A 25,296-nucleotide genomic window follows, 5' to 3' on the forward strand; every position below is an offset into this window, starting at 1 on the left:
TGATCCTGCTCGTCATCGCGATGCGCATGGTGTTCGGCAGCAGCACGCAGATCTACGCCCAGGACGGCGCCGCGAAGGAGCCGTTCATCTTTCCGCTCGCAGTGCCGCTGCTGGCCGGGCCGTCGGCGATGGCCACCGTGCTGCTGCTCGCGTCGCGGCAGCCGGGCCAGCTTTGGCAGTGGGTCGGCGCGCTGACCGTGGCGATGGCGGTGTGCACCGTCGTGCTGATCACCGCCGACCGCATCCGTCGCCTGCTCGGCGACTCGATGGTCACCGCGATGGAAAAGCTGATGGGGCTCGTGCTGACGGCGATCGCCGTCGAGATGCTGCTGGCCGGCGTCAAGCGCTACTTCACCGGCTGAGCGCACGTCCAGCGCCGCGAAGCCGGCTTTGCCGGTCCGCGGGCGGGCCTTGCAGGCCGCGCCGGGCCTCGCGGCCCGGCCCCTCGCCGGGCACCGAACGTCCACTGGACCTTCGGTGTCCGGGCTCGGCCCCCTCGAGGGCGGGCGCCGAAGGCGCGACGGGGGTGGTTTTCTTCAGACGTTGTCGGGGCCGCGCACCGTCACCAGCACCACTTCGCGCTGGAGCAGGCGCTGGCGCGAGCGCAGCCACCACACCGCGGCCTTCTTGACGCTCCACGGCTGCATCACGCCGGCCATCAGGTACGCCGCCGTCAGCCCGAGCGTCGGCTGGTGGCCGACGACGAGCACCGGCTCGCGCGCGTCGGGCCAGCGCACCGCCGCGAGCAGCGACTCGACGGTGCCGTCGGGCGCGAGCGCGGGCACCGTCTTGAACTTGCGGTCCAGCGCCTGCGCCGTCTGCTGGCAGCGCTTGGCCGGACTCGCGAGCACCTTCGTCGTCGACGGCAGGTGACGCCCCAGCCACTCGGCCATGCGCTGCGCCTGGCGCTCGCCCTTGGGCGTGAGCGCACGGTCGAGGTCGTCGCCGCTGTCGGCGGTCTCGAAGGCCTCGGCGTGGCGCCACAGGATCAGGTCCATCGCAGCCCCTGCGCTAGCCGCCGTAGCGGCGCATCAGCGCCTGCTGCGCACTGACGGCCTCGCCGCGCTGCGGCCGCACGCGCTCGTAGTGGCCGTCGGCGCGCAGCTCCCACGCGTCGAGCGTGTCGTACAGGTAAGGCACCAGGCACTCGTCGATCACGCGCTGCCGCATCGCGGGGTCGCGCACCGGCCACGCGACCTCGATGCGGCGGAACATGTTGCGGCTCATCCAGTCGGCGCTGCTCAGGTACAGCACCTCGTCGGCGTCGCCTTCGTCCCAGGCGAAGTAGATCACCCGCGTGTGCTCGAGGAAGCGCCCGACGATCGAGCGCACGCGCACGCGTTCGGTGAACCCGGGCACGCCCGGCGGCAGCATGCACGCGCCGCGCACGATGAGGTCGATCTGCGCGCCGGCCTGCGCCGTGGCCACCAGCGCCTCGATCAGCGCGACGTCGGTCAGCGCGTTGACCTTGACGACGGCGCGCGCACCTTGACGAGGCTGGCGAGCTGGTGGAACACGGCGTCGGCGTCGGCCGTCAGGTCGGGGTCGGCCGTGAGGTAGCCGACGTCGGTGTACAGCCGCGCCGTCTTCGGGTTGTAGTTGCCGGTCGACAGGTGCGCGTAGCGGCGCAGCCGCTGCCCCTCGCGGCGCGTGACGACCATCAGCTTGGCGTGCGTCTTCAGCCCGACGATGCCGTAGACCACCTGCGCGCCGACCGACTCGAGCCGCTCGGCCCAGTTGATGTTGGCCTCCTCGTCGAAGCGCGCCTTCAGCTCGACGACAGCGAGCACCTCCTTGCCACGGCGCGCCGCCTCGAGCAGCAGCTCCATCAGCACGCTCTGCTCGCCGGTGCGGTAGATCGTCTGCTTGATCGCGAGCACGTCGGGGTCGTGCACGGCCTGGCGCAGGAACTCGATCACCGGCTCGAAGCTCTCGAACGGGTGGTGCAGCATCACGTCGCCATCGCGCAGCCGCTCGAAGACCGGTCGCTCGCGCGGCAGCCGCCGCTCGGGCCAGCTCGGCTCGTAGCGGGGGAAGCGCAGGTGGTCGGCATCGGCCGCGTCGATCAGCCGCGTCAGCCGCACCAGGTTGACCGGGCCGTTGACGCGGTACAGCGCCTCCTCGGGCAGCGCGAACTGGCGCAGCAGCAGCTCCGCCAGTTCGTCGGGGCAGGTGGCGACGACCTCGAGGCGGATCGCCTGCCCGAAGTGCCGCCGCGTCAGCCCCGAGCGCATCGCCTGGCGCAGGTTCGTCACCTCGACGTCGTCGATGTCGATGTCGCTGTCGCGCGTGACGCGGAACTGCGAGAAGAACGTCACCTCGCGCCCCGGGAACAGCTCGCCCAGGTGCGCGCGGATCACGCTGGTCAGCAGCACGAACACCTGCTCGCCGTGGCTGACCTCGTCGGGCAGCCGGATCACGCGCGGCAGCACGCGCGGCACCTTGACGATGGCGATGCTGTTCTCGCGCCCGAACGCGTCGCGCCCGCCCAGGCGCACGATGAAGTTCAGGCTCTTGTTGGCCACCTGCGGGAACGGGTGCGCCGGGTCGAGCCCGACGGGCACCAGCAGCGGGCGCACCTGCTGCTCGAAGAAGCGGGCGACCCACGCGCGCTGCGCGTCGTCGCGCTCGGCGTGGTTGACGATGCGGATGCCGGCGCGCGCGAGCGCGGGCATGACCTCGTCGTTGAACAGCGCGTACTGCTCGTCGATCAGCCGGTGCGCCTCGGCGGCGACGTCCTTGAGGTCGCGCTGCGACACGCCGGTGCCGGGCTGGCGCGCCATCTCGAGGTAGTCGGCGAAGCGCACCTCGAAGAACTCGTCGAGGTTCGACGAAACGATCGTGATGTAGCGCAGCCGCTCGAGCAGCGGCACGTCGGCGCGGCGCGCCTGCGCGAGCACGCGGCGGTTGAACTCGAGCGTCGAGCGTTCGCGGTTGAGCAGCGTCAGGCGCGGCGTGGCCGCCGCAGCGGCCGCGGGCGTGGTGTCGGCAGCGCGGTCGAGACTCATCGGGCGGATTATCGGACGCGCCGCCCGCCGGCGCGCCGGCGGCTCTCAGGCCGTCTGGCGGGCCACGGGCAGCGGCTCCTGCGCCGGCGCCGCCGCGGCCGGCACGACACCGACGGGCCGCGGCACGGACACCGCCAGCGGGCGCGGGCGGCCGTGCCGCTGCGACCAGTCGACGATCTCGAGCCGGCCGTCGGCGTGCTCGACGAGCGCGGTCAGGCTCTCGACCCAGTCACCGTCGTTGGCGTAGACGATGCCGTCGACCTCGCGCAGCTCGGCGTGGTGGATGTGGCCGCACACGACGCCATACACGCCGCGGCGCTTGGCCTCGCGTGCGACCGCGTGCTCGAAGTCGCTGACGTAGCTGACCGCGCGCTTGACCTTGAGCTTGAGGTACTTCGACAGGCTCCAGTACGGCAGCCCCAGGCGCGCTCGCAGCGAGTTCAGGTGCCGGTTGAGCTTGAGCGTGAACTCGTAGGCCGAGTCGCCGACGTAGGCGAGCCACTTGGCGCACTGGATGACGCCGTCGAAGTGGTCGCCGTGCGTGATCCACAGCGCGCGGCCGTCGGCGGTGTGATGCACGGCCTCGTCGACGACCTCGATGCCGCCGAAGTTGTGCTGCACGTACTTGCGCGCGAACTCGTCGTGGTTGCCGGGCACGAAGACGACGCGCGTGCCCTTGCGCGCCTTGCGCAGCAGCTTCTGCACGACGTCGTTGTGCGCCTGCGGCCAGTACCAGCTGCGCCGCAGCTGCCAGCCGTCGACGATGTCGCCGACGAGGTACAGCGTGTCGCAGCGCACGCGCTTGAGGAAGTCGAGCAGCGCCGCCGCCTGGCAGCCCGGCGTGCCCAGGTGCAGGTCCGAGATCCAGACGGTGCGCACGCGCAGCACGTCGACCAGCGGGTCGTCGTGCTCGTCGTGGTCGCCGGGCAGGGCGTGCAGGTACGGGGGCAGGTCGCGCTGCATGCGCGCATGCTCGGCCGCCGCCGTGACACGCCCACGTCGAGCCCGTGACGCGACCGTGACGTGTGGCGCCGGCGCGACCCGCATGCCCCGACCCGCGCCACGTCGTCAAGCGGCCGCTACGGATCCGGCTTCGCCGCTGCGCCGGCGGGCCTTGCAGGCCCCGCCGGGCCTTGCGGCCCGGCCCCTCGCCAGGCACCGAACGTCCACTGGACCTTCGGTGTCCGGGCTCGGCCGCCTCGAGGGGGAGCACCGCAGGCGCTGCAGGGGTGGCCCCTTCAGTGCGCCTGGTCCCAGTTCGCCCCGACGCCGACTTCGGCCAGCAGCGGCACCTTCAGCTGCGCGACGCCGGCCATCAGCCGCGGCACCTCGGCGCGCGCCCAGTCGAGCTCGGCATCGGGCACCTCGAACACCAGCTCGTCGTGCACCTGCATGATCATCCGCGTGGCCCTGCCTTCGCGGTCGATCGCGCCCTGCACCGCGATCATCGCGAGCTTGATCAGGTCGGCTGCGGTGCCCTGCATCGGCGCGTTGATCGCCTGCCGCTCGGCCGCGGCGCGCCGCGGGCCGCTGCCGCCCTTGATCTCGGGCAGCCACACGCGGCGGCCGAACAGCGTCTCGACGTAGCCCTGCTCGGCCGCGCGCTGGCGCGTCTCGTCCATGTAGCGCTTGACGCCGGCGAAGCGCTGGAAGTAGCGGTCGATGTAGTCCTTGGCCGCCTTGGTCTCGATGCCGAGGTTGCTCGCCAGCCCGAACGCGCCCATGCCGTAGATCAGGCCGAAGTTGATGACCTTCGCGTAGCGGCGCTGCTCGGCGCTCACGGCCTCCAGCGGCACGCCGAACACTTCGGCGGCGGTCGCGCGGTGCACGTCGAGCCCCTGCTCGAACGCGCGCAGCAGGCCGGGGTCGTCGCTGATGTGCGCCATGATGCGCAGCTCGATCTGCGAGTAGTCGGCGCTCAGGATCACGTGCCCCGGCGGCGCGACGAAGGCCTCGCGGATGCGCCGCCCCTCGGGCGTGCGGATCGGGATGTTCTGCAGGTTCGGCTCGTTGCTCGCGAGCCGCCCGGTCACCGCGACCGCCTGCGCGTAGCTCGTGTGCACGCGGCCGGTGGCCGGGTCGACCATCTGCGGCAGCTTGTCGGTGTAGGTGCCCTTGAGCTTCGCGAGGCTGCGGTGCTCGAGGATCTTGGCCGGCAGCGGGTAGTCGGCGGCGAGTTCGGTCAGCACGTCCTCGTCGGTCGAGGGCGCGCCGCTGGCGGTGCGCTTCTTGACCGGCAGGCCGAGCTTGCTGAACAGCACGTCGCCGATCTGCTTCGGGCTGCCGAGGTTGAACGGCTGGCCGGCCAGCGCGTGCGCCTCGCGCTCGAGCGCGACGAGGCGCTCGGCGAGCTCGCGGCTTTGCTGCTCGAGCAGCCGCGTGTCGATCAGCACGCCGTGGCGCTCGATGCGCGCGAGGATCGCGCTCACCGGCAGCTCGATGTCCTGGTACACGTAGCGCAGCCCCGGCTCGGCCTGCAGGCGCGGCCACAGCACCTGGTGCACGTGCAGCGCCATCTCGCTGTCCTCGCCCGAGTACTCGGTCGCGCGCTGCACGTCGACCTGCGAGAACGGGATCTGGTTCGCGCCCTTGCCGCACAGGTCCTCGTAGCTCAGTCCCTTGCGGTGCAGGTGGCGCTCGGCGAGCTTTTCGAGGCTGTGCGCGAGGTGGGCTTCGAGCACGTAGCTCTCGAGCAGCGTGTCGTGCGCGATGCCCGCGAGCGCGATGCCGTGGTTCGCGAACACGTGCGTGTCGTACTTCAGGTGCTGGCCCATCTTCGGCGCGCGCGCGTCCTCGAGCCAGGGCTTCAGGCGCGCGAGCACGTGGGCCAGCGGCAGCTGCACCGGCGCGTCGGTGTAGTCGTGCGCGAGCGGCACGTACGCCGCCTCGCCCGGCTGCACCGCGAAGCTGATGCCGACGATGCGCGCGCGCATCGGGTCGAGCGAGTCGGTCTCGGTGTCGAGCGCGACGAGCTCGGCCGCGGCGATGCGCTGCAGCCAGTGCTCGAGCCGCTCCCAGGTCAGCACCGTCTCGTAGTGCCGCGCCAGCGGCGCCGAGGCACTGGCCGCCGCCGGCGCCGCCGCGTGCGCGCCGCCGAGCGCCTGCTCGAGTTCGCGCTTCCAGGTGCGAAAGCCGTAGCGGTTGTAGAAGTCGAGCAGCCCCTCACGGTCGACGTCGCGCAGCGCGAGCGCGTCGAGCGACGGCCACCCGGGCACGGCGGCCGACAGGTCGCAGTCGGTGGCCACCGTCACGAGGCGGCGCGCCTGCGGCAGCCAGTCGAGCGCCTTCTTCAGGTTCTCGCCGGCGGCGCCCTTGATCGTGTCGGCGGCGGCGATCACGCCGTCGAGCGAGCCGTGCTCGGCGATCCACTTGGCCGCCGTCTTCGGGCCGACCTTCTCGACGCCGGGCACGTTGTCGACGGCGTCGCCGACCAGCGTCAGGTAGTCGACGATGCGCTCGGGCGGCACGCCAAACTTGGCCTTGACGCCTTCGACGTCGAGCGTCTCGTTGGTCATCGTGTTGACGAGCGTGACCTGCGGCGTCACGAGCTGCGCGAGGTCCTTGTCGCCGGTCGAGATCACGACGCGGTGGCCCGCCTCGGCGGCACGCCGCGCGAGCGTGCCGATCGTGTCGTCGGCCTCGATGCCCGGCACCTCGAGGACCGGCCAGCCGAGCAGCCGCACGACTTCGTGGATCGGCGCGATCTGCTGCGCCAGCGCCTCGGGCATCGGCGCGCGGTGCGCCTTGTACTCGGGGTACAGCGCGTCGCGAAACGTCGGGCCCTTGGCGTCGAAGATGCACGCGGCATGCGCGGCCGGGATCTGCTCGCGCAGGCGCCTGAGCATCGCGATGAAGCCGTGGATCGCACCGGTCGGGAACCCGTCGGGCGCGGTCAGGTTCGGCATCGCGTGGTAGGCGCGATAGAGGTAGCTCGAGCCGTCGACCAGCAGCAGCGTGTCTTGCGTCATGCCGGCATGGTACGGCCGCCGCTGTGGGCCGCACCGATAGAATCACGCGCATGCTCCGCCGCTGCGCCGCTCTCCTCGCGCTGTCGTGCGCCGCCGGTGCGGTGCCCGCGGCCACGCCGGCGGCCGCGGCGGCGGTCTCGCCGGTGCCCGAGCCGCAGGTGCGCACGACCGTGATCGAGGACGACGCCGTGCGCGTCGAGGAACTGCGCGTGCGCGGCGAGGTGCGCCAGATCACGGTGCACACCAAGGGCGAGCGCGGCGGCACGTACCACGTCGTGCCGGCCGACGGCGCGCGCGACATGAGCCCCGGCCCCGCGTCGGGGCGCGGCGCGGCCGGCCAGCGCGTGTGGACGATCCTGCGCTTCTGAGATGGCCGTCTTCACCGAGGTCTCGCTCGACGAGGCGCGCGCCTTCGTCGCACGCCTGAACGTCGGCACGCTGACGGCGCTGCGCGGCATCACGGCCGGCATCGAGAACACCAACTACTTCGTCACCACCGACCGCGGCGAGTGGGTGCTGACGATCTTCGAGCGGCTGACATTCGAGCAGCTGCCGTTCTACCTGCACCTGATGAAGCACCTGGCGCGCAAGGGCATCCCGGTGCCCGAGCCGCGCGCCGACGCCAGCGGCGAGATCCTGCACACGCTCAAGGGCAAACCGGCGGCGCTCGTCGACAAGCTCGCCGGCCGCCACCAGCTCGCGCCCGACGACCACCACTGCGCGCAGGTCGGCGAGATGCTCGCGCGCATGCACCTGGCCGGGCTCGACTACCCGCGCCACCAGCCCAACCTGCGCGGGCTGGCGTGGTGGACCGAGACGGTGCCGGTAGTGCTACCGTTCGTCGACGCCGCGCAGCGCGAACTGCTGACCAGCGAACTCGCGTTCCAGCAGGAGCTGGCCGCGTCGGCGGCTTACGCGGCGCTGCCGCGCGGGCCGATCCACGCCGATCTGTTTCGCGACAACGTGATGTTCGACGGCCTGCCCGGCCGCGAGCGGCTCACCGGTTTCTTCGACTTCTATTTCGCCGGCGTCGACACCTTCCTGTTCGACCTCGCGGTGTGCCTGAACGACTGGTGCGTCGATCTCGCGAGCGGCCGCGGCGTCGACACGCGCGCGGCGGTGTTCGTCGCTGCGTACGAGCGCGTGCGCCCGCTCACCGGCGGCGAGCGGCGCCTGCTGCCGGCGCTGCTGCGGGCGGCGGCGTTCCGGTTCTGGCTGTCGCGGCTGTGGGACCTGCACCTGCCGCGCGACGCGAGCCTGCTCCAGCCGCACGACCCGACGCACTTCGAGCGCGTGCTGCGCGAGCGCATCGCCACGCCGTGGCACCCGCCGCCGGCCGAGTAGCCGCACGATGGCGCTGCGCCTGCACACCGTCGCCGCGCGCCAGGGCCTGGCGTGGCTGCGTGCGGCCTTCGCCACCTACGCGAAGCGCCCACTCGGGCTGACGATGCTGTTCGTCGTCTTCCTGTTCAGCGCGATCCTCGTGCTCGCGCTGCCCTACGTCGGCCAGATCGTCGTGATGGGTGCGCTGCCGCTGCTGTCGCTAGGCTACATGATCGCCACGCGCGCCGTGCTCGGCGGCGGGACGGCGCAGCCGGGCCATCTGGTCGAGGGCTTGCGCGGCGATGCGCGCCACCGCGCGGCGCTGCTGCAGCTGTGCGCCGTCTACGCGCTGGCCACCGTCGTGATCCTGCTGCTCGCCGACGCCGTCGACGGCGGGCGCTTCGAGCGCGTCCAACTGCTGCTGGCCACGCCCGAGCGCACGCCCAGCGAGAACGCCGAACTCGACGCGCTGCTGGTCGACGACCGGCTGACCTGGGGCCTCGTCGTGCGCTTCGGCCTGGCGGCGCTGCTGGCGATCCCGTTCTGGCACGCGCCGGCGCTCGTGCACTGGGGTGGGCAGGGCGTGCTGCAGTCGCTGTTCTCGAGCACGCTGGCGGTGTGGCGCAACCGCGGCGCGATGACGGTGTACGTCGTCGCGTGGGTCGGCATGATCGCGCTGTTCAGCGTCGCCGTCGGCGCGCTGTTCGGCCTGCTCGGCACGCGCCAGCTCGCCGGCCTCGTCGCACTGCCGGCCGGGTTGATGTTCACCTGCGTGTTCTATGTGTCGCTGTACTTCACGTTCGTCGACGTCTTCGGCGAACCCGAGGCGCCGGCCGCTTGAATGACCCTAAATCCGGCAGTTACCCCGTCGCTGGCAGGCCAGCCGCGGGTCGTGGTGGGCCGACGATCGGGGCTATGCGGTCGCTGACGTAGCGCAGCAGGCAGCCCCAGCGGTCGAGGTCCTTGAACTGCTCCGCAGCTGACCGAACGTGCTGCAAGGCCGCGCCGATGTTGGCGATCAGCCGCTTGAGCATGTCGGTGCGGCCGTGTAGCGGCGTCAGGTACAGCGTGGTCTGGTTGGCGTGGTTTGCGGCCTTGCCGACCGCGGCCAGCAGCAGCGGGCGACTGGTGATGGCTTCCAGCCGTCCCGTCGGATGTGCTGCTCGGCAGTACCAGCTCCACCAGTTGTAGACCAGCGCACAGGCCCGGGCGACCGTCTGGCAGCGGTTGATGTCCTGCGTCGTGAAGCCGCCCAGGCCCCACTGGTTCTTCAGCTCGTCGAAGGCGTTCTCGGCATCCGCGCGGTCGCGGTACAGCTGCGCGATGGCCTCCAGCGGGTAGGCCACGTCGGTGACCAGCACCACGTACTCCCACAGCCGCTCGCCCTCGTGCACGCTGGGGCCCGCCAGGTCCAGCCGCAGCTGCTTGCCGTCCATGCGCCGCTCGCGCGCGATGCCGCCGCGAATGCGCTGGCGCACGATGACGACGCGGCGCTTTTTGCTCCAGCCGTGCAGCTGCAACTGCGCCTCGACCGTCTGGCAGCCCTGGCTGTCGGGGCGGCTCCAGTCTTGCCGAGCGAACTGCTGCGCGACCAGCCGCTGCACGTTCTTCGTCTGCCGCAGCCGCAGCAGGTAGGGCTGGTGGCGGCTTTCCAGCTCGGTGAGGATGCCCTCGTTGCCATAGCCCGAGTCGCCGCGCACGAGCGCCGGTCGTTTGTCCCCCAGTTCATCGAGCAGCCGCCCCAGCGCCGCCTTGGCATGCACGCTCGTATGCTGCTTGCCCGAGCTGACCTGCACGTCCAGCACCAGGCGCAGGTTGCTCACCAGGAAGGTGTGCAGCACGTGGCTGGGGCGCATCGGCTTGCTCGGGTTGTAGCCGATCTCGGCACTTTCCTGGCGCCCATACAGCGGCTTGATGCTCGCGTCGATGTCCAGCACCCACGGCCGGTCCAGCGCCTCGCGTACCGAGTGCATCAGGCTCGGGCGCATCCACGCCGCACTGGCCGCCTCGTCGATGCGTTCCAACGCCCGGCGCAGCGCGTCCTCGCTGACGACCTTGTTCATGCCCAGGGCCTGTGCGGCCACCGCGTCGCCGCGCAGCGCCGTGATGTGCGCGTAGCGCCGGTGCCCGGCCAGCAACCCCAGCATCAGGGTGCCCAGCACGTCGCGCTTGTGCGGCGCGTTGCCGCTGCGGTACGCCAGCGGGCAACTCGACACCCAGCGCTCGAACACCCCGGTGGTGGCCAGGAACTCGGCGAAGAACACCAGCTGGCCGTGCGGTGTGGCCGCCGCACCCTCGTCCCAGCGCACGTGCATGCGCCCGCCCAGCGTGTCCACCACCTGCGGCGCGCCGGCCGCCACTTCGGCCGCCAGGGCCACCTCGCGCATGCGTTGTTTGCTCTCACCCATCGGGTGAGTGTGCCAAGACCCGTCAAAGCCGCGCCAGTGCTCGCTTAGCGCGCGATGACGGACGGTGAACTGCTGGATTCAGGATGACAAGGGCCCGCCGAAGCGGGCCCTCGAGCGATGCTGCCGGGGCGGCAGCGCTCAGGTGCCGACGCGGCGGCCGTCGTTCTTGTAGATCATCACCGTGGCCGAACGCGGGCGCGCATTGGCGCCGCCCGCGCCGTAGCCTGCGTTGCCCGGCCAGTGGCTGGTGTACTTGCTCGGGTCGGCGATCTCAGCCGCCGACGTGTCCTCGCCAGGATGCTGCACGTTGATGAAGATGAACTTCCCGTCCGGCGTTTCGGCCAGGCCCGTGATCTCCTGGTCCTTCGGCCCGACGAGGAAGCGCTTGAGCGTCGTCGCGGTGGGCTTCTTGCCCATGCGCGTCGTCACGGTCGTGCTGCCGTAGTCGAGCGTGACCTGTCCGCCGTCGCCGACGGCACCGGGCACCGCTGCAAGCATCATGCAGTTCGACTCGTCGACCAGCGCGCCGTCGTCGGTCTGGATCCAGCACAGGCCGGTGCTCTTCGTGAACACGAGGCCGTCCGGGCTCGAGAAATCCTGGTCGTCGGTCAGACCCGAGAGGTTGACCAGCACCGGCGAGGCATCGGACTCGGCGCCGAACAGGAAGATGTCCCACGTGAACGTGGTGTCGGCCGGGTCGGCATCCTTGATGCGCAGGATATGGCCGTTGACATTGCCGTTGAGCACCGTCGTGCCACCGCGCACGTCACTGTAGGTGCGCGGGTTGGCGGCGTTCGGCGCGACCTGCGAGCCGGTGGGGTTCAGGCGCCGGTTGCTGTTGTTCGTCAGCGTGATGTAGAGCTCGCCGTTGACCGGGTTCAGGTTGCCCCACTCCGGGCGGTCCATCTTGGTCGCGCCGGCGGCGTCGGCGGCGAGACGCGCGTGGATCAGCACGTCGCCCTCGTCGGCAAACGTGTAGGTGGCATAACCGGCGACGGCCGGGTTCGCCAGGCTCAGCTCGACCCACGTGCCGGTGCCGTCGTCGTTGAACTTCGCCGCATACAGCTTGCCGCTGTCGAGGTACTTGTCACCGACAGCCATGCGGTCGGCGGCGTTCGCGTCCGCCGGGTTCCAGGTCTGCGCCGAGACGAACTTGTAGATGTACTCGTTGCGCGCGTCGTCGCCCATGTAGACCGCGACCTTCTTGCCCGCCTCGGCGCGCACCGCAGCGCCCTCGTGCGCCATGCGGCCGAGGGTGGTGCGCTTCCTGATTTTCGCGGTCGCGGAGTATGGATCGATCTCGGTCACGTAGCCCTGGCAGTAGAACTCGTTACGGTAGTCGTCGGTGGCCGAGGCGCCGGTCACGCTGGCGTTCCAGCGCGTGAAGCGCTCATCGCCGCTTTGCGCCGTATTCCAGCGATAGACGTGGTTCGAGCCGGTCGACGTCGTGACGCTCTTGCCGTAGCGCGCGAACGCCACATTTTCGTTCGCGCTGCGCAAGTCGTTGTCGCCGGCGTTGCGGGCGAAGAACGCCGCCCAGTTCTCCTCGCCGGTCAGCAGCGTGCCCCACGGCGTCTTGCCAGTGCCGCAGTTGTTGACGGTGCCACGCGTCTTCGTGCCGTCGGTCGAAAACTTGGTCTTGAGCAGGTTGTTGCCTCGTGCCGGGCCAGCGAACTCGATCTCGGTCTCGGTCGTGATGCGGCGGTTGAACGGCGACCCCTTCACGTAAGCAAACTTGCCGTTCGCGCCCTTGGCGATCTCGACGATCGTCACGCCCATCGCCTGCATCTCCTTGATCACTTCGGCGTCGGGGCGCGGTGCGGGCGTCGGGCCGTTCGGGTGCAGGAAGGTCTGCGTGACCCACTCGTGGTTGATGCCCAGCAGCGCGCGGCTGCTGCTCGCGTCGTCTCGAACGCCGGTCGCCGACAGGCCGAAGTACTCCATGCCGTCGTGCCACTCGCCGCAGCGCTTGTCGTAGTCAGCGTCCGTACCGTCGTTCTTGAACGCCGCCACGTCGTTGGACAGCGGATCGCCGAGTGCGATCAGCACTTCGGCGGTGTAGCCCGAGGGCACGGTCAGCGCGTCGGCCACCGATTTGGCCACCGCGGTGAAGCCGAGCAGTATTTCCGTCGTACCGCTGGATGCCGGGTCGTCGCTGCCGCCGCCGCAGGCGCTCAGACCCAAACCGCCAAGCATGGCAGTGGCGGCGGTGCCAAGGCTTCCGCGCAGAATGCTGCGACGGCTCAGGCGGGCAGCGAGCACGGTGTCGAAGGTCGGGTTCGACGAGGTGTTGGAGTTCTCGTCGTTGAGATCGCGCATGGGGAAATCGACCGGCTTGTTCATGAACTTCCTTTCAGCGTTTGGCAGGGGAACAACCAAGCCCGCGGGATGCTAGGAAGCGTGCATGAACGCGAAGTGACGCCCCAATGACGTTTGCATGACGGGCCTGAGCGAGCCGCCGACGCTTGCGCCGACCGCCGTGCGGATACAGAGCGCAGGTCAGCGCGCGACGAACGCGGCCGACTGCCGCCAGAGGCTGCCTCAGAGCGGGCCGTTCAGCCGATCGCGAGCCGCTTCATCCGCTCCCACAGATTCTTGCGGCTGATCCCCAGCGCGTCGGCCGTGATGCCGATCTGCCAGTCGTAGCGCTGCAGCGCCTGGCGGATGAACTCGCGCTCCTGCGCGCGCAGGAATTCCTCGAGACGCGGCATCGCGGCCGGCGCGTCACCGCGGTGCTCTTCCGGCGACACGGCGTCATCGCCAGCGACGGCTTCGTCGCGCAGCAGGCGCGGCTCGATGCGCTCGCCGTCGGCGAGCAGGCAGGCGCGCTCGATCGCGTTGCGCAGTTCACGCACGTTGCCCGGCCAGCTACGGCGCAGCAGTGTGGCTTCGGCCTCGGGCCCGAGCACCCGACGCGCGTCGGGGTGTGCCGCGTTCCACGCCTCGACGAAGCGCTGCGCCAGCCAGGGCACGTCCTCCGGCCGTTCGCGCAGCGGCGGCACGCGCAGGTGCACGACGTTGATACGGTAGTACAGGTCCTCGCGAAAGCGCCCGGCGCGCACTTCCTCGTTCAGGCGCTTGTGGGTGGCGAAGATCAGCCGAACCTGCACCGGCAGCGCCTGCTCGCTGCCCAGCCGCGTGACGCGCCGGTCCTGCAGCACGCGCAGCAGCCGCGCCTGCAGTGCCAGCGGCATGTCGCCGATCTCGTCGAGGAACAGCGTGCCGCCGTGCGCCTGCTCGAACTTGCCGCGGTGCGTGCGCGTGGCGCCGGTGAAGGCCCCCTTCTCGTAGCCGAACAGCTCGGCCTCGATCAGCGACTCGGGCAGCGACGCGGCGTTGACCGCGACGAAAGGCGCATCCGCACCGAGCGTCTCGCCATGCAGGCAGCGTGCGAGCACCTCCTTGCCGGCGCCCGACTCGCCGGTCACCAGCACCGAGTCCCAGTGTCTGCCCAGGCGCTGCACCAGCGCGTGCAGGCGGCGGATCTCGCCCGACACACCGATCGGGCAGCTCGGCGTCGACACGACCGGCGCACCAGCGGCTGGCGGCACCGCGGGCTCGAGCGCGCGCAGCCGCGCCACGAGGCGGTCCATGTCCAGCGGCTTGGTGAAGAAGTCGACCGCCCCGCGCGCGAGCAGCGCGTCACGCTGCGCGGTGGTGCCGTAGCCGGTGATGAAGATCCACGGCCGCACACGCCACGCGGCAGGCATATGCGCGAGCAGCTCCGGGCCTTCGGTGTCGGGCAGGCGGATGTCGCTGACGATCGCGTCAGGCACAGGGGCGCCGCCGTTCGCGGTGGCGCACGCCGCGCCCCCGAGGCGCGACCAGGTGCATGCGAAGCCCTCGAGCTGCAGCCGCTCCGAAAGCGCCTCACCCATCAGGGCGTCGTCTTCGATCAGGTGGATGTTCATGCGACGGCTTGTGCGACCGGGAACGAAGCGACCAGCACCGTGGCCAGCGGAGGGTCCGCCGGGGCGAGCCGCAGCCGCCCACCGAGCGTGTGCAGGATGCGCGCCGTGATCCACAGTCCCAGACCGAGCCGGCCGTCGGCCGAGCGCTCGGTGCCCTGCGTCAGCGCGGCGAGCTTGGCCTCGTCGAGCGCACCGCCGCTGTTGCCGACCCACACCTCCCACGCCTCGGGCTGTGCCCGCGACCACACACGCACGCGGCCACGTGCGCCGGCAGCAGCGATCGCGTTGAGCGTCAGGTTCAGCAGCACCTGGCGCACCGGCACCGCCGGCAGGGCGACGTCCGATGGCGCGGCAACGTCCCACTGCAGCGCGCAGCGCGCGTGCTCAGCCTCGGGTCGAAGGAGCAGGTCGAGATCGCGCAGATCGGCCTCGGTCAGCGGGTGGCGCTCGCTGCGCGCCTCGTTGAGCAGGGCCTGCACGGTGGCGTGCACCTGGCGCAGTCCACGCTCGAGCAGGCCCAGCGTGCGCTCGCTCGCCTCATCGAGACCACCGCGCAGGCGACGGTTCTCGATCGCCGCGAGCATGCCGCCCAGCGGGTTGTTCACCTCGTGCGCGATGCCTGCCGTCAGCTGGCCGATGCTGGCCATGCGCTCGGCCTGCTGCATGTGGCGCTCGAGCTCCTGCTGTGCCGCGATCTGTTCGAGCATCGCGCCGAAGCTGCGCCCGAGGTCTCCGACCTCGTCGCGGCGCGCGCCGATCTCATCGAGCGCGCGTCGCGCGTCGCCGGCCGTCTCGCGCCGCGGGGCCGCCTGCATCGCCTGCCGCAGCCGCGCCAGCGGCGCAACCATGCGCATGCCGATCGCACCGCCGGCCAGTGCGACGACGAAGATCGCCAGCGCACCCAGCATGACGAGCTGGCGGATCACCTCGCCACGCTGCGCATCGGTCAGCGCGCGGGGGTGACTGGCCAGCACGACGCCAAGTACCGTGTCCTCGTCACCGACGATCGGCGCGGCCAGCACGAGACTGCCGCTGGACGGCGCCGTCACGCTGACGCTGCGCGGCGGCTGCAACTCGAACGCCCGTCGGGCGACTTCGGCCAGATCGGCAGGCAACTGGCTGAGGTGCTGGCCCAGCGGGTGCTGGCGCGGCGTCGGCGAGGCGAAGACCTGGCCGCGGCTGTCGAGGACGACGATCTCGACCGACGGCTCGGCTGCGGCCTGCGCCGCCTCGGTCGTCGCGCGCAGCAGCTGGTACGCCTGCCAAACGTCGTTGCGCAGCACGGGCACGGCCATCGCGCGCGCCAGTGTCGCCGCCAGCCGACGCGTCTCGGCCTCGGCGTTGGTTTCGACGTGTCGGTCGACCAGCGCATACGTCGTCGCGGCCACGAGCACACCGGCCACCAGCGCCACGAGCGTGAGCGCCAGCGGCACCTTCAGCCGGTAGCCGAAGCGCGTGCCGGCTTCGCTGGCAGCCATGCTCATGAGCCGCCCTGACCGCGCGCCATCTCGGCGATGCCGTCGAACAGCCGCACGTCGCCCGGCGCGAAGCGGTCCAGACGCAGTTCGGCCAGTACGGAGCGCCCCAGGGGGTGCTCGGACATCGCAATCAGCGCGTCGGCAAACGCTGCAGCCGCACGTGCAGAGACCTGCGGCCCGGCAACGATCGGCGGGAAGCCGAAGTCGGGCGAACGCTGCAGGACGCGTGTCCTGCCCGTCAGCGAAGGTCGCAACTCGGCCAGCGTTTCCCACACATAGCCGTCGACGGCGCCGCCGTCGGCCAGCCCATTGGCCACCGCCTCGACGACATGCCGATGCGAATGCGCGAAGAAGCTGCGCGCGAAATAGCGCGCCGGATCCTGACCCTGGCCGCGCAGCAGGTGCTGCATGTACAGGAAGCCAGAGTTCGACAGCGGGTCCGAGTAGGCGAAGCTGCGTCCGCGCAGCGCCTCCAGCCCGGCGTACGGCCGGCTCGCGTCGGCGATCAGATAGCTCTGGTACAGCGGACGGCCGCGCCAGTGCGGCACGGCCACCAGTCGCAGTTCGCGGCGGTGGAGCACGTACGGGTAGCCGCAGATCCACGCGAACTGGACTTGGCCCGCCCGCAGTACGTCCATCACCTGACCGTAGGTGCCGCGCTGCACGAACTCGACGGAAGTACCCAGCGCCGGCTCCAGGTACTCGCGCCAGCGCTGCAACAGTCGCAACCGATCGTCGAGGAAGACGGGCGTCAGCCCGATGCGCGTGACCCCCGGTGCGGCACGCGCCCGATGGGCGACCGCGCAAGCGGCACCCGAGACCAGCACTGTTCGCCGTGAGACGCGACCATTCATCGTTACCGCAGGGTAACGAAAGAGTCCCGTGGAATCCCTTGGGTGTTACCAGTAGGTAACGGCAACGGGACGCGATGTCGTCGCAAGTGCTTGATTTCCCGAGTACCAGCCAGGACGGCGTCGCTGGCATTTCCCTTGCTACATCATGGGTATCGTGACAAGCGTTCCGTGTGTTCTCGCGCACCCAGAAAGATGACTCCAGGAGACAAGTCCGGCTCACCCGAGGTGCACCGCGTGCCGTTGCGGGCCGACCGCGGTCTGCTGCACGAGGAAGGCGCCTGCCTGCCGCTGCGCAGCCGTCATGGGCAGTGCCGTGCCTGCGCCGAAGCGTGTCCGACGGGTGCGTTGACGGTCGACATCAGCGCGGTCTCGCTGTCGGAGGGGTGCATCGACTGTGGCCGCTGCACCGCCGCATGTCCGACGCAGGCGTTGGCCCTGCCCGAGTTGCTGGCCCTGGCGGACCCGCCCCCGATGGGCACCGCCGTCGCCGACGCCACGGCAGCACCCGTGCGGGTCGAGTGCCGCATGGTGCCGAGCGAACTCCTCGATGCCGCGACCGTCGTCGTGCCCTGTACCGGCGCGCTGACGACGGGCCGCCTGTTGGCCCACGCCGCGGCCGGGCGATCGGTGCACGTCATTGACCGTGGCTGGTGCGCCGGGTGCGAAGCGGGCTGCAGCGACCGTGCCCCTGCGCATCCGGCTGCAGCGGCGGTGGCGGCGGCCGCCGCCTGGCTCGGCGAGCTGGCGGCCCCGGCGACGGTCTCGCTGCAGCGCGAACCGCTGCCGCTGCACCTTCGGCCGGCATCGCTGCCACCGGCGCCGCCACCGGCTGCGCCAATCGACCGCCGCCGCTTCTTCCGCGCCGCACTGGAGAAACCCGCCGGGCGCGACCGCCCGGCGGCCACCCCGATGGGTGGAGACGGCCGTGCCGCCTACCCCGCCGACGAACGCCACCCGTCGCCCGAGCGCGAGCGCCAGCACGACGCGCTGAGCCGGCTTGCAGCCGCGCAAGGCCAGCCGGTGCCGGCCGAGTTCTTCCCGACGCTGCACGCCGACGCCAAGTGCTGCGACCGTCGCATGTGCATCGCCCTGTGCCCGACCGCCGCCTTGACGGCCGCGGACGACGGCACGTCGGCGCACCTGCAGTTCGACCCGCTGCGCTGCATCGGCTGCGGCACCTGCGAGCGCGCCTGCCCCGAAGGCGCGCTCGCGCTGACACCGCACGGCGGTACGCCGGCCGTGCAGACCCTGGCCGTCCACCGGCGTCTGCGCTGCGGCGACTGCGGCGACGCCTTCACCGTCTCCGTCGACGCCGAAGGCACCGCCCCGTCGGTGTGTCCCACCTGCACGAAGGCGCGCCGCTTCATCGCCGACGCGCGGCGGCAGCTGTTCGGCGCCATGAACTGACCCCACCCGAGGAGACCACGATGGGCCTTTACGACCGCATCTTCAAACCCGCCGTCTCGCGGCGCCGCTTCCTGCAGGCCACTGCCGCCTCGGGCGCCGCCGCCTCACTGGTCGGCGGCCAGACGCTGCGCGAGACGCAGGCGCAGGCCACACCGGCGGCCAAGCCCGAAACGAAGATCACGAAGAACATCTGCCACCAGTGCCCGGCGCGCTGCGGCATCGATGTCTACACCACCGACGGCCGCGTGCACGCGATCTACGGCAACACCGACCACCCGATCGCGAACGGCAAGCTGTGCCCGAAAGGCCCGCTGGGCACCTACATCCTCTACGACCCCGACCGCTTCAAGGGTCCGATGAAGCGCACGAATCCGAAGAAGGGGCGCAACGAGGATCCGAAGTTCGTTCCGATCACCTGGGACGAGGCGCTGCAGACCGTGGCCGACCGGCTTCAGGCGCTGCGCGACAAGGGCGAGAGCCACCGCTTCGCGCTGTGCTATGGCCGCGGCTGGGGCGCGAGCTGCGCCGGCCTGCAGGGCACCTTCGGCGCGCTGTACGGCAGCCCCAACGTCGCGATCGGCCACAGCTCGATGTGCAGCGACGGCAGCATCAAGAGCAAGCAGGCCACCGACGGCAACGGCTCGTACAACGCCTACGACTACCGCAACACGAACTACCTGCTGATGTTCGGCTGCGGCTTCCTCGAGGCGTTCCGCCCGTACAACTACCTGATGCAGGTGTGGGGCTACATCCGCGGCGAGAAGAGCCCGAAGACGCGCGTCACGGCGGTCGACGTGCACATGAACACGACGATGGCCGCCAGCGACCGCGCCCTGCTGATCAAGCCCGGCACCGACGGCGCGCTGGCGCTGGCGATCGCGCACTATATCCTCGTCAACGGGCTGTGGGAGAAGACTTTCGTCGGTGACTTCAAGGACGGCGTCAACCGCTTCAAGGCCGGCCAGACGGTGGACCCGGCGCTGTTCGACGAGAAGTGGGTCAAGGGCCTGGTCGAGTGGTGGAACGTCGAACTGAAGGACCGCACGCCCCAGTGGGCGAGCGAGATCACGACGATCCTCGAGCGCGACATCGTCGCCACCGCGCGCGAATTCGGTACCACCCGCCCAGCGCTGGCGATCTTCGAGCGCGGCGTGCACGCACACAGCAACGGCATCTACAACGGCATGGCCGTGCACTCGCTCAACGCGCTGGTCGGATCGCTGTTCGCCAAGGGCGGGATGATGTACCAGATGGGTCCGAGCTACGGCCCGATGCCGGTCGACGCGGCCGACTACATGGACGACTACGCGAAGAACGGTCCGTGGAAGAGCCAGCCACGCATCGACCTGAAGGGCCACGAGGACGGCTACCTGCTGGCCAACAACATGCTGCAGGAGGTCGGCCCCAACTCGCTGGCGGGCAAGCCCTACAAGCTCGACACGATCATGTTCTACCTGACCAACCCGGTGTGGACGGCGCCGAACGGTCAGGAGTGGGAGAAGGCGCTGGCCGAACTGTTCGTCATCGACACCAGCCCGTTTCCCGGCGAGACGGCGATGATGGCCGACCTGATCCTGCCCGATCACACCTACCTCGAGCGGCTGCAGGACGCGCCGACCTACCCGTTCGAGGGTTGGCCGATGGCGCAGCTGCGCGTGCCGGCGATCAAGCCGCTGTACGACACCAAGTACTACGGCGACGTGCTGATCGAGATCGGCAAGCGCATGAAGGGCCCGATGGGCGAGTACTACAAGGCGCTCAAGGACACCGAGAACGTCATCCGCCACCTCGCCAAGGGTTTCGAGAAGGATCCCGGCGACAACGGCGTCAAGGACTTCGAGAGCTGGAAGGAAAAGGGCGTCTGGTACAAGAAGCCCTACCTGTGGCAGCAGCGAGGCGGCGAGTTCTACGAGTGGGACGGCAAGGCCTACGCCAAGCCGATGACGCCCGACGAAGTGAAGGCCAAGCTGCTGAAGACGCCGTCGGGCAAGTTCGAATTCCGCTCGGGCTGGCTCGAGGCGAAGGCCGACTGGATCGCCGCCAAGACGGGGCGTGACAAAGCCAAGCTGATGTTCCCGCACTGGGAAGAGCCCACGCACCCGGGCGGCGGCGATCTCTACGTCGTCACGCCGAAGGTGGCGCTGCACGCCGAGGGCCGCGGCGGCAACATCCCGATCGCGATCTCGCTGCTGCAGCCGACGATGGGCGGGCGCGACCAGGTCTACATCGAGATCCACCCCGAGACAGCGAGGAAGCGCGGCATCGCCGACGGCGACCGCGTGCGCATCAAGAGCAGCGTCGGTGCGATCGAGGGCCACTGCCGCTACTTCGAAGGCGTGCGACCCGACACGCTGGTCTTCCCGATGGAGCACGGCCACTGGGCTCAGGGGCGATGGGCCAAAGGGCGCGGCCCCGGGCACTGCGGCGAGGTGACGGTCAACCAGAGCGACCGCATCACCGGCCAGTGCAACTACTACACCACCAAGGTCACGATCGAGAAGGCCTGACGGCCGCTGACCACCACCACATCAGGAGACCAACATGGCGAAATGGGGCATGGTCATCGACCTGGACAAGTGCACCGGCTGCCAGGCCTGCACGACGGCCTGCGCGATGGAGAACAACCGCCTGCCCGGCGAGAACTGGCAGGACGTGCTCTTTTATCACGAGGGCACGTACCCGAACGTCAGCATGCAGTGGTTCCCGCGTCCGTGCATGCACTGCGAGCACCCGAGCTGCGTCGACGTCTGCCCGACGCGCGCGACCTACAAAGACCCGAATGGCGGCTACGTGCTGATCGACTGGAACAAGTGCATCGGCTGCAAGGCGTGCATGGTCGCGTGTCCGTATGGCGTGCGCTTCTACACCGACGAGAAGGCCGTCGTGCAGCCCGACCTGCGCAGCGTGTTTCCCGGCAAGAACGGCCGCCAGTGGGATCCGCCCTACAAGGGGCCGCACGACGACCCGACGCACGGCGTGGGCATCCAGCCGCACGGCGTCGTCAGCAAGTGCACCTTCTGCTATCACAAGACCAGCACCGCGCCGAAGGGCGTGGCCGACCTCGACGAAGACAACCCGGCGACGAAGGAGCACACGCCAGCGTGCGTGCGGGTGTGCCCGCCGAAAGCGCGCTACTTCGGTGACCTCGACAACCCGAAGAGCAAGGTCAACAAGCTGATCGCCGACAAGCGCGGCGTGCGCCTGCTCGACCACACCGGCAACAAGCCACAGGTGTACTACCTGTCCGGTGGCGCCGGCGCCGCGGTGCCGAGCAGCCGCGCCAAAGAGACCAAGGCCTGACCCCGGTTGACAAGGAGACACACGATGAACACTGCAGTGGCTCAATCGCGCCCGGGCGGCGCGTCCTCGCCGACGATGGGTCTGGTCCTGATCGCGGCCGCCATCGGCCTCGTGGTCGCCGGCGGCTGGGTGCTCAGTCAGTTGATGACGGTCGGCCACGCGGCCTACAACGGCGACAGCCGGGGCATCTTCTGGGGCCTGCCGATCGTCACCTATGACTTCTTCCTGCTGTCGTCGACGGGGCTGGCGATGCTGGCGTCCACCTGGACGGTATTCGGCCTGAAGGCCTTCGAGCCGATCGCGCGGCGAGCGACCTGGCTCGCGGTCGCTGCGCTCGTCGGCGGCGTGGCGGCGCTGTTCCTTGAGCTGGGCTACCCGCTGCGTGCGATGCTGCTGATCCCGTTCGGCTTCCAGGCCAAAGCACCGCTGTTCTGGAAAGTGTGGGGCGTGATCTTCTACACGCTCGCGCTGGCGTGGCTCGTGCTCCGGTGGCTGGCGTCCGGACCCGGCAGCGCGCCGCCAAAAGCCGCCGCCGTCGTCGCGCTCCTCGCGGCGGCGTACATCACCTTCGTTGCCGGAGGTGTCTACGGCTGGATGGCGATGCGCCCGTTCTGGTTCGGCGGCGAGATCTCGCTGGCATTCATCGTCGAGGCGCTGCTCGGCGCAGTGACCCTCGTCATCATCTTCACCCACCTGGCGCACGGCTTCGACAGCGGCCGCTTCGACGAGCGCACGCGCGCGCTGTTCGCCGGCCCGCTGGGCGCGCTGTTCGCGGTGCTGATGGTCGCGCACGCGTTCTTCGTCGTCTCACGCCTCGTCGCGGGACTGTGGAGCAACGCCGACGGCATGCAGGTATGGCAGCACCTGTGGAGCCGGCCTGCGTTCCAGGCCGAGCTGTGGCTGGGCATCGGCGTGCCGCTGGTGATCACGGTGCTGCCGGGGCTGCGCAAGTCGCTCGGAATGCAGCTCGTCGCGGCGGTGATCGCGGTCGTCGCGCTGTTCGCCGCCCGCTACCACTTCGTGGTCGGCGGCCAGCTCGTCGCGCTGTTCAAGGGCAGCTGGGCGCACGGGCTGCTGTCGTACTCGCCATCGCTCACCGAATGGGCGGTGCTCGCCACGGCGGTGTTCCTCGCCAACGTGGTCAACGCCGCGGGCGAGAAGTTCCTGGGCCTCGGCGACCGGCGGGCATGAAGGTGACCAGCCAGAACCCGGCACCGGGCGTGCTGCCGCCCTCTGCCCTGCAACCGGGGCTGCTCGACCGGGCCGACCTGTTGCTGAGCGTGGCGCGGGCGTTCCTGCCGCCACCGGCCGATTGGTCGGTGTGCGACTGGGCGCAGCCGCTCACCGACGACCTGGCCGAACTCGGCGCCGCGCTCGGCCTCGACACGCGACCGGCCGTCGACGCGTTGGCCGAGGCGAGTGCCCGCTGGGCCGCCGAGGCCGCCCGCGACGACGGCAGCGCCGATCCCTGGCTCGTCGAATACGCGCGCTTGTTCCTCACGCCGCCGGTGCCGGTGCCGCTCAACGCCGGCGTGTACCTCGAAGGTGCCCTCGGCGGCAGCAGCGTGCAGATGGTGCGTTCGTGCTACCAGGCGGCCGGCGTCGAGCCCGACGAGAACTTCCGCGACCTGCCGGACCACGTCTCGATGCAGTTGGAATTCCTTGGCCGGCTGTACGAGCGCGCCGCACGGGGCGATGCCGACGCCGCCGGCATGGCCGACGAGTACTGCCGCGAGTTCGTCGACCACTGGGCCGGTCCGCTCGAGGCGGCCTGTCGCCGGGCGAGCGCGAAGTCGTCGGCAGCCGAGGTCTACGCGGCACTGGTGCGACTGGTGCGCGAGGCCGTGGGCGACCGCACGCTGGAGGCTTCGCAATGACCACACCGCACCTCGACCCGCGCTCGGCGCTGCAGGATGCGGCGCGTCTTGCACGAGGCCCGCGTGTGCCCGTGACCCTGCGGCGGCTGCTCGAGCGGCACTCGATCGGGCCGCGCTGGATGACGGCGCCCGGTCCGACGCTGGCGCAGCTTCGCCTGGCCACGCGCGCAGCACTGCGCGCGCCCGATCACGGGCGGCTCGTGCCTTGGCGAGCCGTCGTCGTGCCCGACGGCGGGCGCGAGGTGCTCGCCGACCTGTTCGCACGCTTCGCACGTGACGCCGGCAAGACCGACGAGGACGTCGCGATCGAGCGCGAGCGCGCGTTCAACGGGCCGGCGCTCGTCGCATGGGTCGTGCGCATCGACGACGACGTACCCGAAGTGCCGGCACACGAGCAGTGGATGTGCGCCGGCGGTGCGCTCGCGAACTTCCTCAATGCGCTGCACCTGATGGGTTTCGGCGCGAAGACGCTGAGCGGTCGCAAGTGCCGCCATCCGGCGCTCACGCAGGCGTTCTGCCGCGAGCGCGAGCAGCTCGTCGCGTTCGTCTGCATCGGCACACCGACGCGCAAGCCCACGCCGCGCGTCGTCGACGATGCCGACGAGGTGCTCTCGCTTTGGCGTGGGCCGCGCCTGTGACCGCCGCCGGCACCGTGCGGTGCTGATAGCGATGGCGCTGGCAGCCGGTGCGGCCACGCGCGCCGAGATGTCGGGCGACGAGTACCGCAGCCCGGGCTTCGTCACGAGCCCGTCCGAGCGGCAGCGCCTGGCGGAGCAGCTCGAGCGCGAGCGCGCGCAGGCTGCCGAGCGCGAAGCACGGCACGCGGCCGAGCGGGCCGCGTCGGCCGAGGCCGAGCGCCAGCGGATGCTCGAGCGCCCGCTGGGCGAGCGCCTGCTCGAGGCGCACTGCTCGCGCTGCCATCGCCCCGAGGTCGTCGCCGGCGTGCGCCACACGGCGCTGGGCTGGCGAGTCGTCGTCGAGCGCATGCGCTGGTGGCACGGCGCCGCCGTGCCGCGAGCCGACGTCGCACCGATCGTCGCGCACCTCGCGGCGACGCGGCCGGCAACGGGCGCAGCGGCAGCGCTGGAGTGGGGTGCGCTTGCGGTCGCGACGCTGTCGATGCTTGCGGTGGGGATCGTCTATCGTGTGCGTCTGCGACGGACGTTCGAGGGCGCGCGGCGATGATGTCGACGATGAACACCGGCCCGCGGCCACCACGCAGCTCGAGGATCGTCTGCGTTGCTTCTGCGCTGCTCGTCGTCGCTGTGAGTGCCGGGGCGCAACCGTCGCCACCGGCGACGTCGCAGGGCGCCACGCCGAAGCCCAGGCCGATCGTCGTCGCGCCGCAGCGAAGCGAGCCGCCCGCGCAGAAGGCGTCGTCGCCGGTGGCGAAGGCCGTCGCGGCGGGAACCAAGCCGCCGAAGGGGGCGCCGATCCCGCTCGGACTGTGTTCCGGTGACTGAGGACCGATCGAGCGGTTGCATACTTGGAGATACGTCGTCCATCTATGCGATGGAGGCGCAGACTCGACTAGGGCCTGTTAACACATCCGCAGCCCATCAGCGACGAGGACGAAGCTGATGAAGCCGAGGAAGGCGATGTCCCGCGGATTGTTGAACGGGTGAGCTGAGGTGGCGGCTCCTTTGACCCGCATGTGACCATGCGGGTTACCTAGGGAAACGCTGATCAAGTCCACCGCATCGTAGTGACATGCGTTGGAGGTGTCGATGCAAGATGCGAGGATGACGATGAAGCAGATGAC

The 25,296-nt window shown here is 70.5% G+C and carries 21 protein-coding genes and 1 pseudogene; 12 read left to right on the top strand and 10 right to left on the bottom strand.

What is annotated here, in order from left to right; translation table 11 throughout:
• On the top strand, positions 1-362 hold a 362-nt coding region (locus MOJ79_RS16750), incomplete at its 5' end, for a MarC family protein (RefSeq protein ID WP_272885402.1).
• A gap of 174 nt (positions 363-536) precedes the next feature.
• On the opposite strand, the gene sixA is transcribed toward MOJ79_RS16750, so the two are convergent.
• From sixA to polA, 4 genes and pseudogenes are all read right to left on the bottom strand, one after another.
• Positions 537-998 carry a phosphohistidine phosphatase SixA gene (gene sixA / locus MOJ79_RS16755; protein ID WP_241925182.1) on the bottom strand — a complete coding sequence of 154 codons (462 nt, stop codon included), beginning with the start codon at positions 996-998 and terminating at the stop codon, positions 537-539.
• 13 nt (positions 999-1,011) lie between these two features.
• Positions 1,012-3,008: pseudogene (gene ppk1, locus MOJ79_RS16760) on the bottom strand (polyphosphate kinase 1).
• A gap of 45 nt (positions 3,009-3,053) precedes the next feature.
• Entirely contained in the window at positions 3,054-3,971 is a 918-nt protein-coding gene (locus MOJ79_RS16765) for a UDP-2,3-diacylglucosamine diphosphatase (protein ID WP_241925183.1), read from the bottom strand.
• A gap of 275 nt (positions 3,972-4,246) precedes the next feature.
• Positions 4,247-6,976: a DNA polymerase I gene (gene polA / locus MOJ79_RS16770; RefSeq protein WP_241925184.1), complete on the bottom strand. Its 2,730-nt coding sequence runs from the start codon at positions 6,974-6,976 to the stop codon at positions 4,247-4,249.
• A gap of 50 nt (positions 6,977-7,026) precedes the next feature.
• On the opposite strand from polA, the gene MOJ79_RS16775 reads away from it, so the two are divergent.
• Genes MOJ79_RS16775 through MOJ79_RS16785 form a run of 3 tightly spaced genes read left to right on the top strand, consistent with a single transcriptional unit; the run spans position 7,027 to position 9,140 of the window.
• Positions 7,027-7,344, top strand: a complete 318-nt coding sequence (locus MOJ79_RS16775; protein WP_235823519.1) for a DUF2782 domain-containing protein — start codon at positions 7,027-7,029, stop codon at positions 7,342-7,344.
• Between the two features lies 1 nt (position 7,345).
• Positions 7,346-8,320: a homoserine kinase gene (locus MOJ79_RS16780; protein ID WP_241925185.1), complete on the top strand. Its 975-nt coding sequence runs from the start codon at positions 7,346-7,348 to the stop codon at positions 8,318-8,320.
• Between the two features lie 7 nt (positions 8,321-8,327).
• A complete protein-coding gene (locus tag MOJ79_RS16785) occupies positions 8,328-9,140 on the top strand; it encodes a BPSS1780 family membrane protein (protein WP_241925186.1) in 813 nt (270 codons plus the stop codon).
• 19 nt (positions 9,141-9,159) lie between these two features.
• On the opposite strand, the gene MOJ79_RS16790 is transcribed toward MOJ79_RS16785, so the two are convergent.
• From MOJ79_RS16790 to MOJ79_RS16810, 5 genes are all read right to left on the bottom strand, one after another.
• On the bottom strand, positions 9,160-10,707 hold the full coding sequence (locus MOJ79_RS16790; protein ID WP_241925187.1) for a transposase: 1,548 nt from the start codon (positions 10,705-10,707) through the stop codon (positions 9,160-9,162).
• A 138-nt stretch (positions 10,708-10,845) separates the two neighbouring features.
• Entirely contained in the window at positions 10,846-13,050 is a 2,205-nt protein-coding gene (locus tag MOJ79_RS16795) for a PhoX family protein (protein ID WP_241925188.1), read from the bottom strand.
• Between the two features lie 212 nt (positions 13,051-13,262).
• On the bottom strand, positions 13,263-14,618 hold the full coding sequence (locus MOJ79_RS16800) for a sigma-54-dependent transcriptional regulator (RefSeq protein WP_241925189.1): 1,356 nt from the start codon (positions 14,616-14,618) through the stop codon (positions 13,263-13,265).
• Positions 14,615-16,102 (bottom strand): ATP-binding protein, encoded by a 1,488-nt coding sequence (locus MOJ79_RS16805; RefSeq protein ID WP_241925190.1) that lies wholly within the window; start codon positions 16,100-16,102, stop codon positions 14,615-14,617. The genes MOJ79_RS16800 and MOJ79_RS16805 overlap by 4 nt, the downstream gene beginning before the upstream one ends.
• Entirely contained in the window at positions 16,099-16,923 is an 825-nt protein-coding gene (locus tag MOJ79_RS16810; RefSeq protein WP_442863140.1) for a substrate-binding domain-containing protein, read from the bottom strand. The genes MOJ79_RS16805 and MOJ79_RS16810 overlap by 4 nt, the downstream gene beginning before the upstream one ends.
• Before the next feature lie 117 nt (positions 16,924-17,040).
• On the opposite strand from MOJ79_RS16810, the gene MOJ79_RS16815 reads away from it, so the two are divergent.
• The 8 genes from MOJ79_RS16815 to MOJ79_RS16850 are packed head-to-tail and all read left to right on the top strand — an operon-like array spanning position 17,041 to position 24,997.
• Positions 17,041-18,357, top strand: a complete 1,317-nt coding sequence (locus MOJ79_RS16815) for a 4Fe-4S dicluster domain-containing protein (RefSeq protein WP_241925192.1) — start codon at positions 17,041-17,043, stop codon at positions 18,355-18,357.
• 20 nt (positions 18,358-18,377) lie between these two features.
• Positions 18,378-20,864, top strand: coding sequence for a molybdopterin-dependent oxidoreductase (locus MOJ79_RS16820; RefSeq protein ID WP_241925193.1), 2,487 nt, complete (start codon positions 18,378-18,380; stop codon positions 20,862-20,864).
• A gap of 34 nt (positions 20,865-20,898) precedes the next feature.
• The gene (locus tag MOJ79_RS16825) at positions 20,899-21,657 is read left to right on the top strand and encodes a 4Fe-4S dicluster domain-containing protein (protein ID WP_241925194.1); all 759 of its coding nucleotides are present in this window, start codon (positions 20,899-20,901) and stop codon (positions 21,655-21,657) included.
• Between the two features lie 24 nt (positions 21,658-21,681).
• Positions 21,682-22,848, top strand: a complete 1,167-nt coding sequence (gene nrfD, locus MOJ79_RS16830) for an NrfD/PsrC family molybdoenzyme membrane anchor subunit (RefSeq protein WP_241925195.1) — start codon at positions 21,682-21,684, stop codon at positions 22,846-22,848.
• On the top strand, positions 22,845-23,534 hold the full coding sequence (locus MOJ79_RS16835; RefSeq protein ID WP_162911054.1) for a TorD/DmsD family molecular chaperone: 690 nt from the start codon (positions 22,845-22,847) through the stop codon (positions 23,532-23,534). Before nrfD ends, MOJ79_RS16835 begins: the two co-directional genes overlap by 4 nt.
• Positions 23,531-24,172, top strand: coding sequence for a nitroreductase family protein (locus MOJ79_RS16840; RefSeq protein WP_235823399.1), 642 nt, complete (start codon positions 23,531-23,533; stop codon positions 24,170-24,172). Before MOJ79_RS16835 ends, MOJ79_RS16840 begins: the two co-directional genes overlap by 4 nt.
• Before the next feature lie 31 nt (positions 24,173-24,203).
• Positions 24,204-24,719: a hypothetical protein gene (locus MOJ79_RS16845; RefSeq protein ID WP_162911053.1), complete on the top strand. Its 516-nt coding sequence runs from the start codon at positions 24,204-24,206 to the stop codon at positions 24,717-24,719.
• Positions 24,720-24,727: 8 nt separating this feature from the next.
• The gene (locus MOJ79_RS16850) at positions 24,728-24,997 is read left to right on the top strand and encodes a hypothetical protein (RefSeq protein WP_162911052.1); all 270 of its coding nucleotides are present in this window, start codon (positions 24,728-24,730) and stop codon (positions 24,995-24,997) included.
• A gap of 77 nt (positions 24,998-25,074) precedes the next feature.
• Here the strand turns inward: MOJ79_RS16850 and MOJ79_RS16855 are convergent.
• Positions 25,075-25,296: hypothetical protein (locus MOJ79_RS16855; RefSeq protein WP_241925196.1), on the bottom strand; the 222-nt coding region annotated here is incomplete at its 5' end.

This window comes from Calidifontimicrobium sp. SYSU G02091, from assembly GCF_022631395.1.
Taxonomy (GTDB): domain Bacteria; phylum Pseudomonadota; class Gammaproteobacteria; order Burkholderiales; family Burkholderiaceae_C; genus Calidifontimicrobium; species Calidifontimicrobium sediminis.

Excerpts from the sequence above, each read along its gene's own strand:
- MOJ79_RS16795 (WP_241925188.1), bottom strand. The coding sequence starts at position 13,050 with ATGAACAAGCCGGTCGATTTCCCCATGCGCGATCTCAACGACGAGAAC.
- MOJ79_RS16840 (WP_235823399.1), top strand. The coding sequence starts at position 23,531 with ATGACCACACCGCACCTCGACCCGCGCTCGGCGCTGCAGGATGCGGCG.
- MOJ79_RS16800 (WP_241925189.1), bottom strand. The coding sequence starts at position 14,618 with ATGAACATCCACCTGATCGAAGACGACGCCCTGATGGGTGAGGCGCTT.
- MOJ79_RS16820 (WP_241925193.1), top strand. The coding sequence starts at position 18,378 with ATGGGCCTTTACGACCGCATCTTCAAACCCGCCGTCTCGCGGCGCCGC.
- MOJ79_RS16850 (WP_162911052.1), top strand. The coding sequence starts at position 24,728 with ATGAACACCGGCCCGCGGCCACCACGCAGCTCGAGGATCGTCTGCGTT.
- MOJ79_RS16775 (WP_235823519.1), top strand. The coding sequence starts at position 7,027 with ATGCTCCGCCGCTGCGCCGCTCTCCTCGCGCTGTCGTGCGCCGCCGGT.
- MOJ79_RS16790 (WP_241925187.1), bottom strand. The coding sequence starts at position 10,707 with ATGGGTGAGAGCAAACAACGCATGCGCGAGGTGGCCCTGGCGGCCGAA.
- MOJ79_RS16785 (WP_241925186.1), top strand. The coding sequence starts at position 8,328 with ATGGCGCTGCGCCTGCACACCGTCGCCGCGCGCCAGGGCCTGGCGTGG.
- sixA (WP_241925182.1), bottom strand. The coding sequence starts at position 998 with ATGGACCTGATCCTGTGGCGCCACGCCGAGGCCTTCGAGACCGCCGAC.
- MOJ79_RS16780 (WP_241925185.1), top strand. The coding sequence starts at position 7,346 with ATGGCCGTCTTCACCGAGGTCTCGCTCGACGAGGCGCGCGCCTTCGTC.
- MOJ79_RS16825 (WP_241925194.1), top strand. The coding sequence starts at position 20,899 with ATGGCGAAATGGGGCATGGTCATCGACCTGGACAAGTGCACCGGCTGC.
- MOJ79_RS16765 (WP_241925183.1), bottom strand. The coding sequence starts at position 3,971 with ATGCAGCGCGACCTGCCCCCGTACCTGCACGCCCTGCCCGGCGACCAC.
- MOJ79_RS16805 (WP_241925190.1), bottom strand. The coding sequence starts at position 16,102 with ATGAGCATGGCTGCCAGCGAAGCCGGCACGCGCTTCGGCTACCGGCTG.
- MOJ79_RS16845 (WP_162911053.1), top strand. The coding sequence starts at position 24,204 with ATGGCGCTGGCAGCCGGTGCGGCCACGCGCGCCGAGATGTCGGGCGAC.
- polA (WP_241925184.1), bottom strand. The coding sequence starts at position 6,976 with ATGACGCAAGACACGCTGCTGCTGGTCGACGGCTCGAGCTACCTCTAT.
- nrfD (WP_241925195.1), top strand. The coding sequence starts at position 21,682 with ATGAACACTGCAGTGGCTCAATCGCGCCCGGGCGGCGCGTCCTCGCCG.
- MOJ79_RS16835 (WP_162911054.1), top strand. The coding sequence starts at position 22,845 with ATGAAGGTGACCAGCCAGAACCCGGCACCGGGCGTGCTGCCGCCCTCT.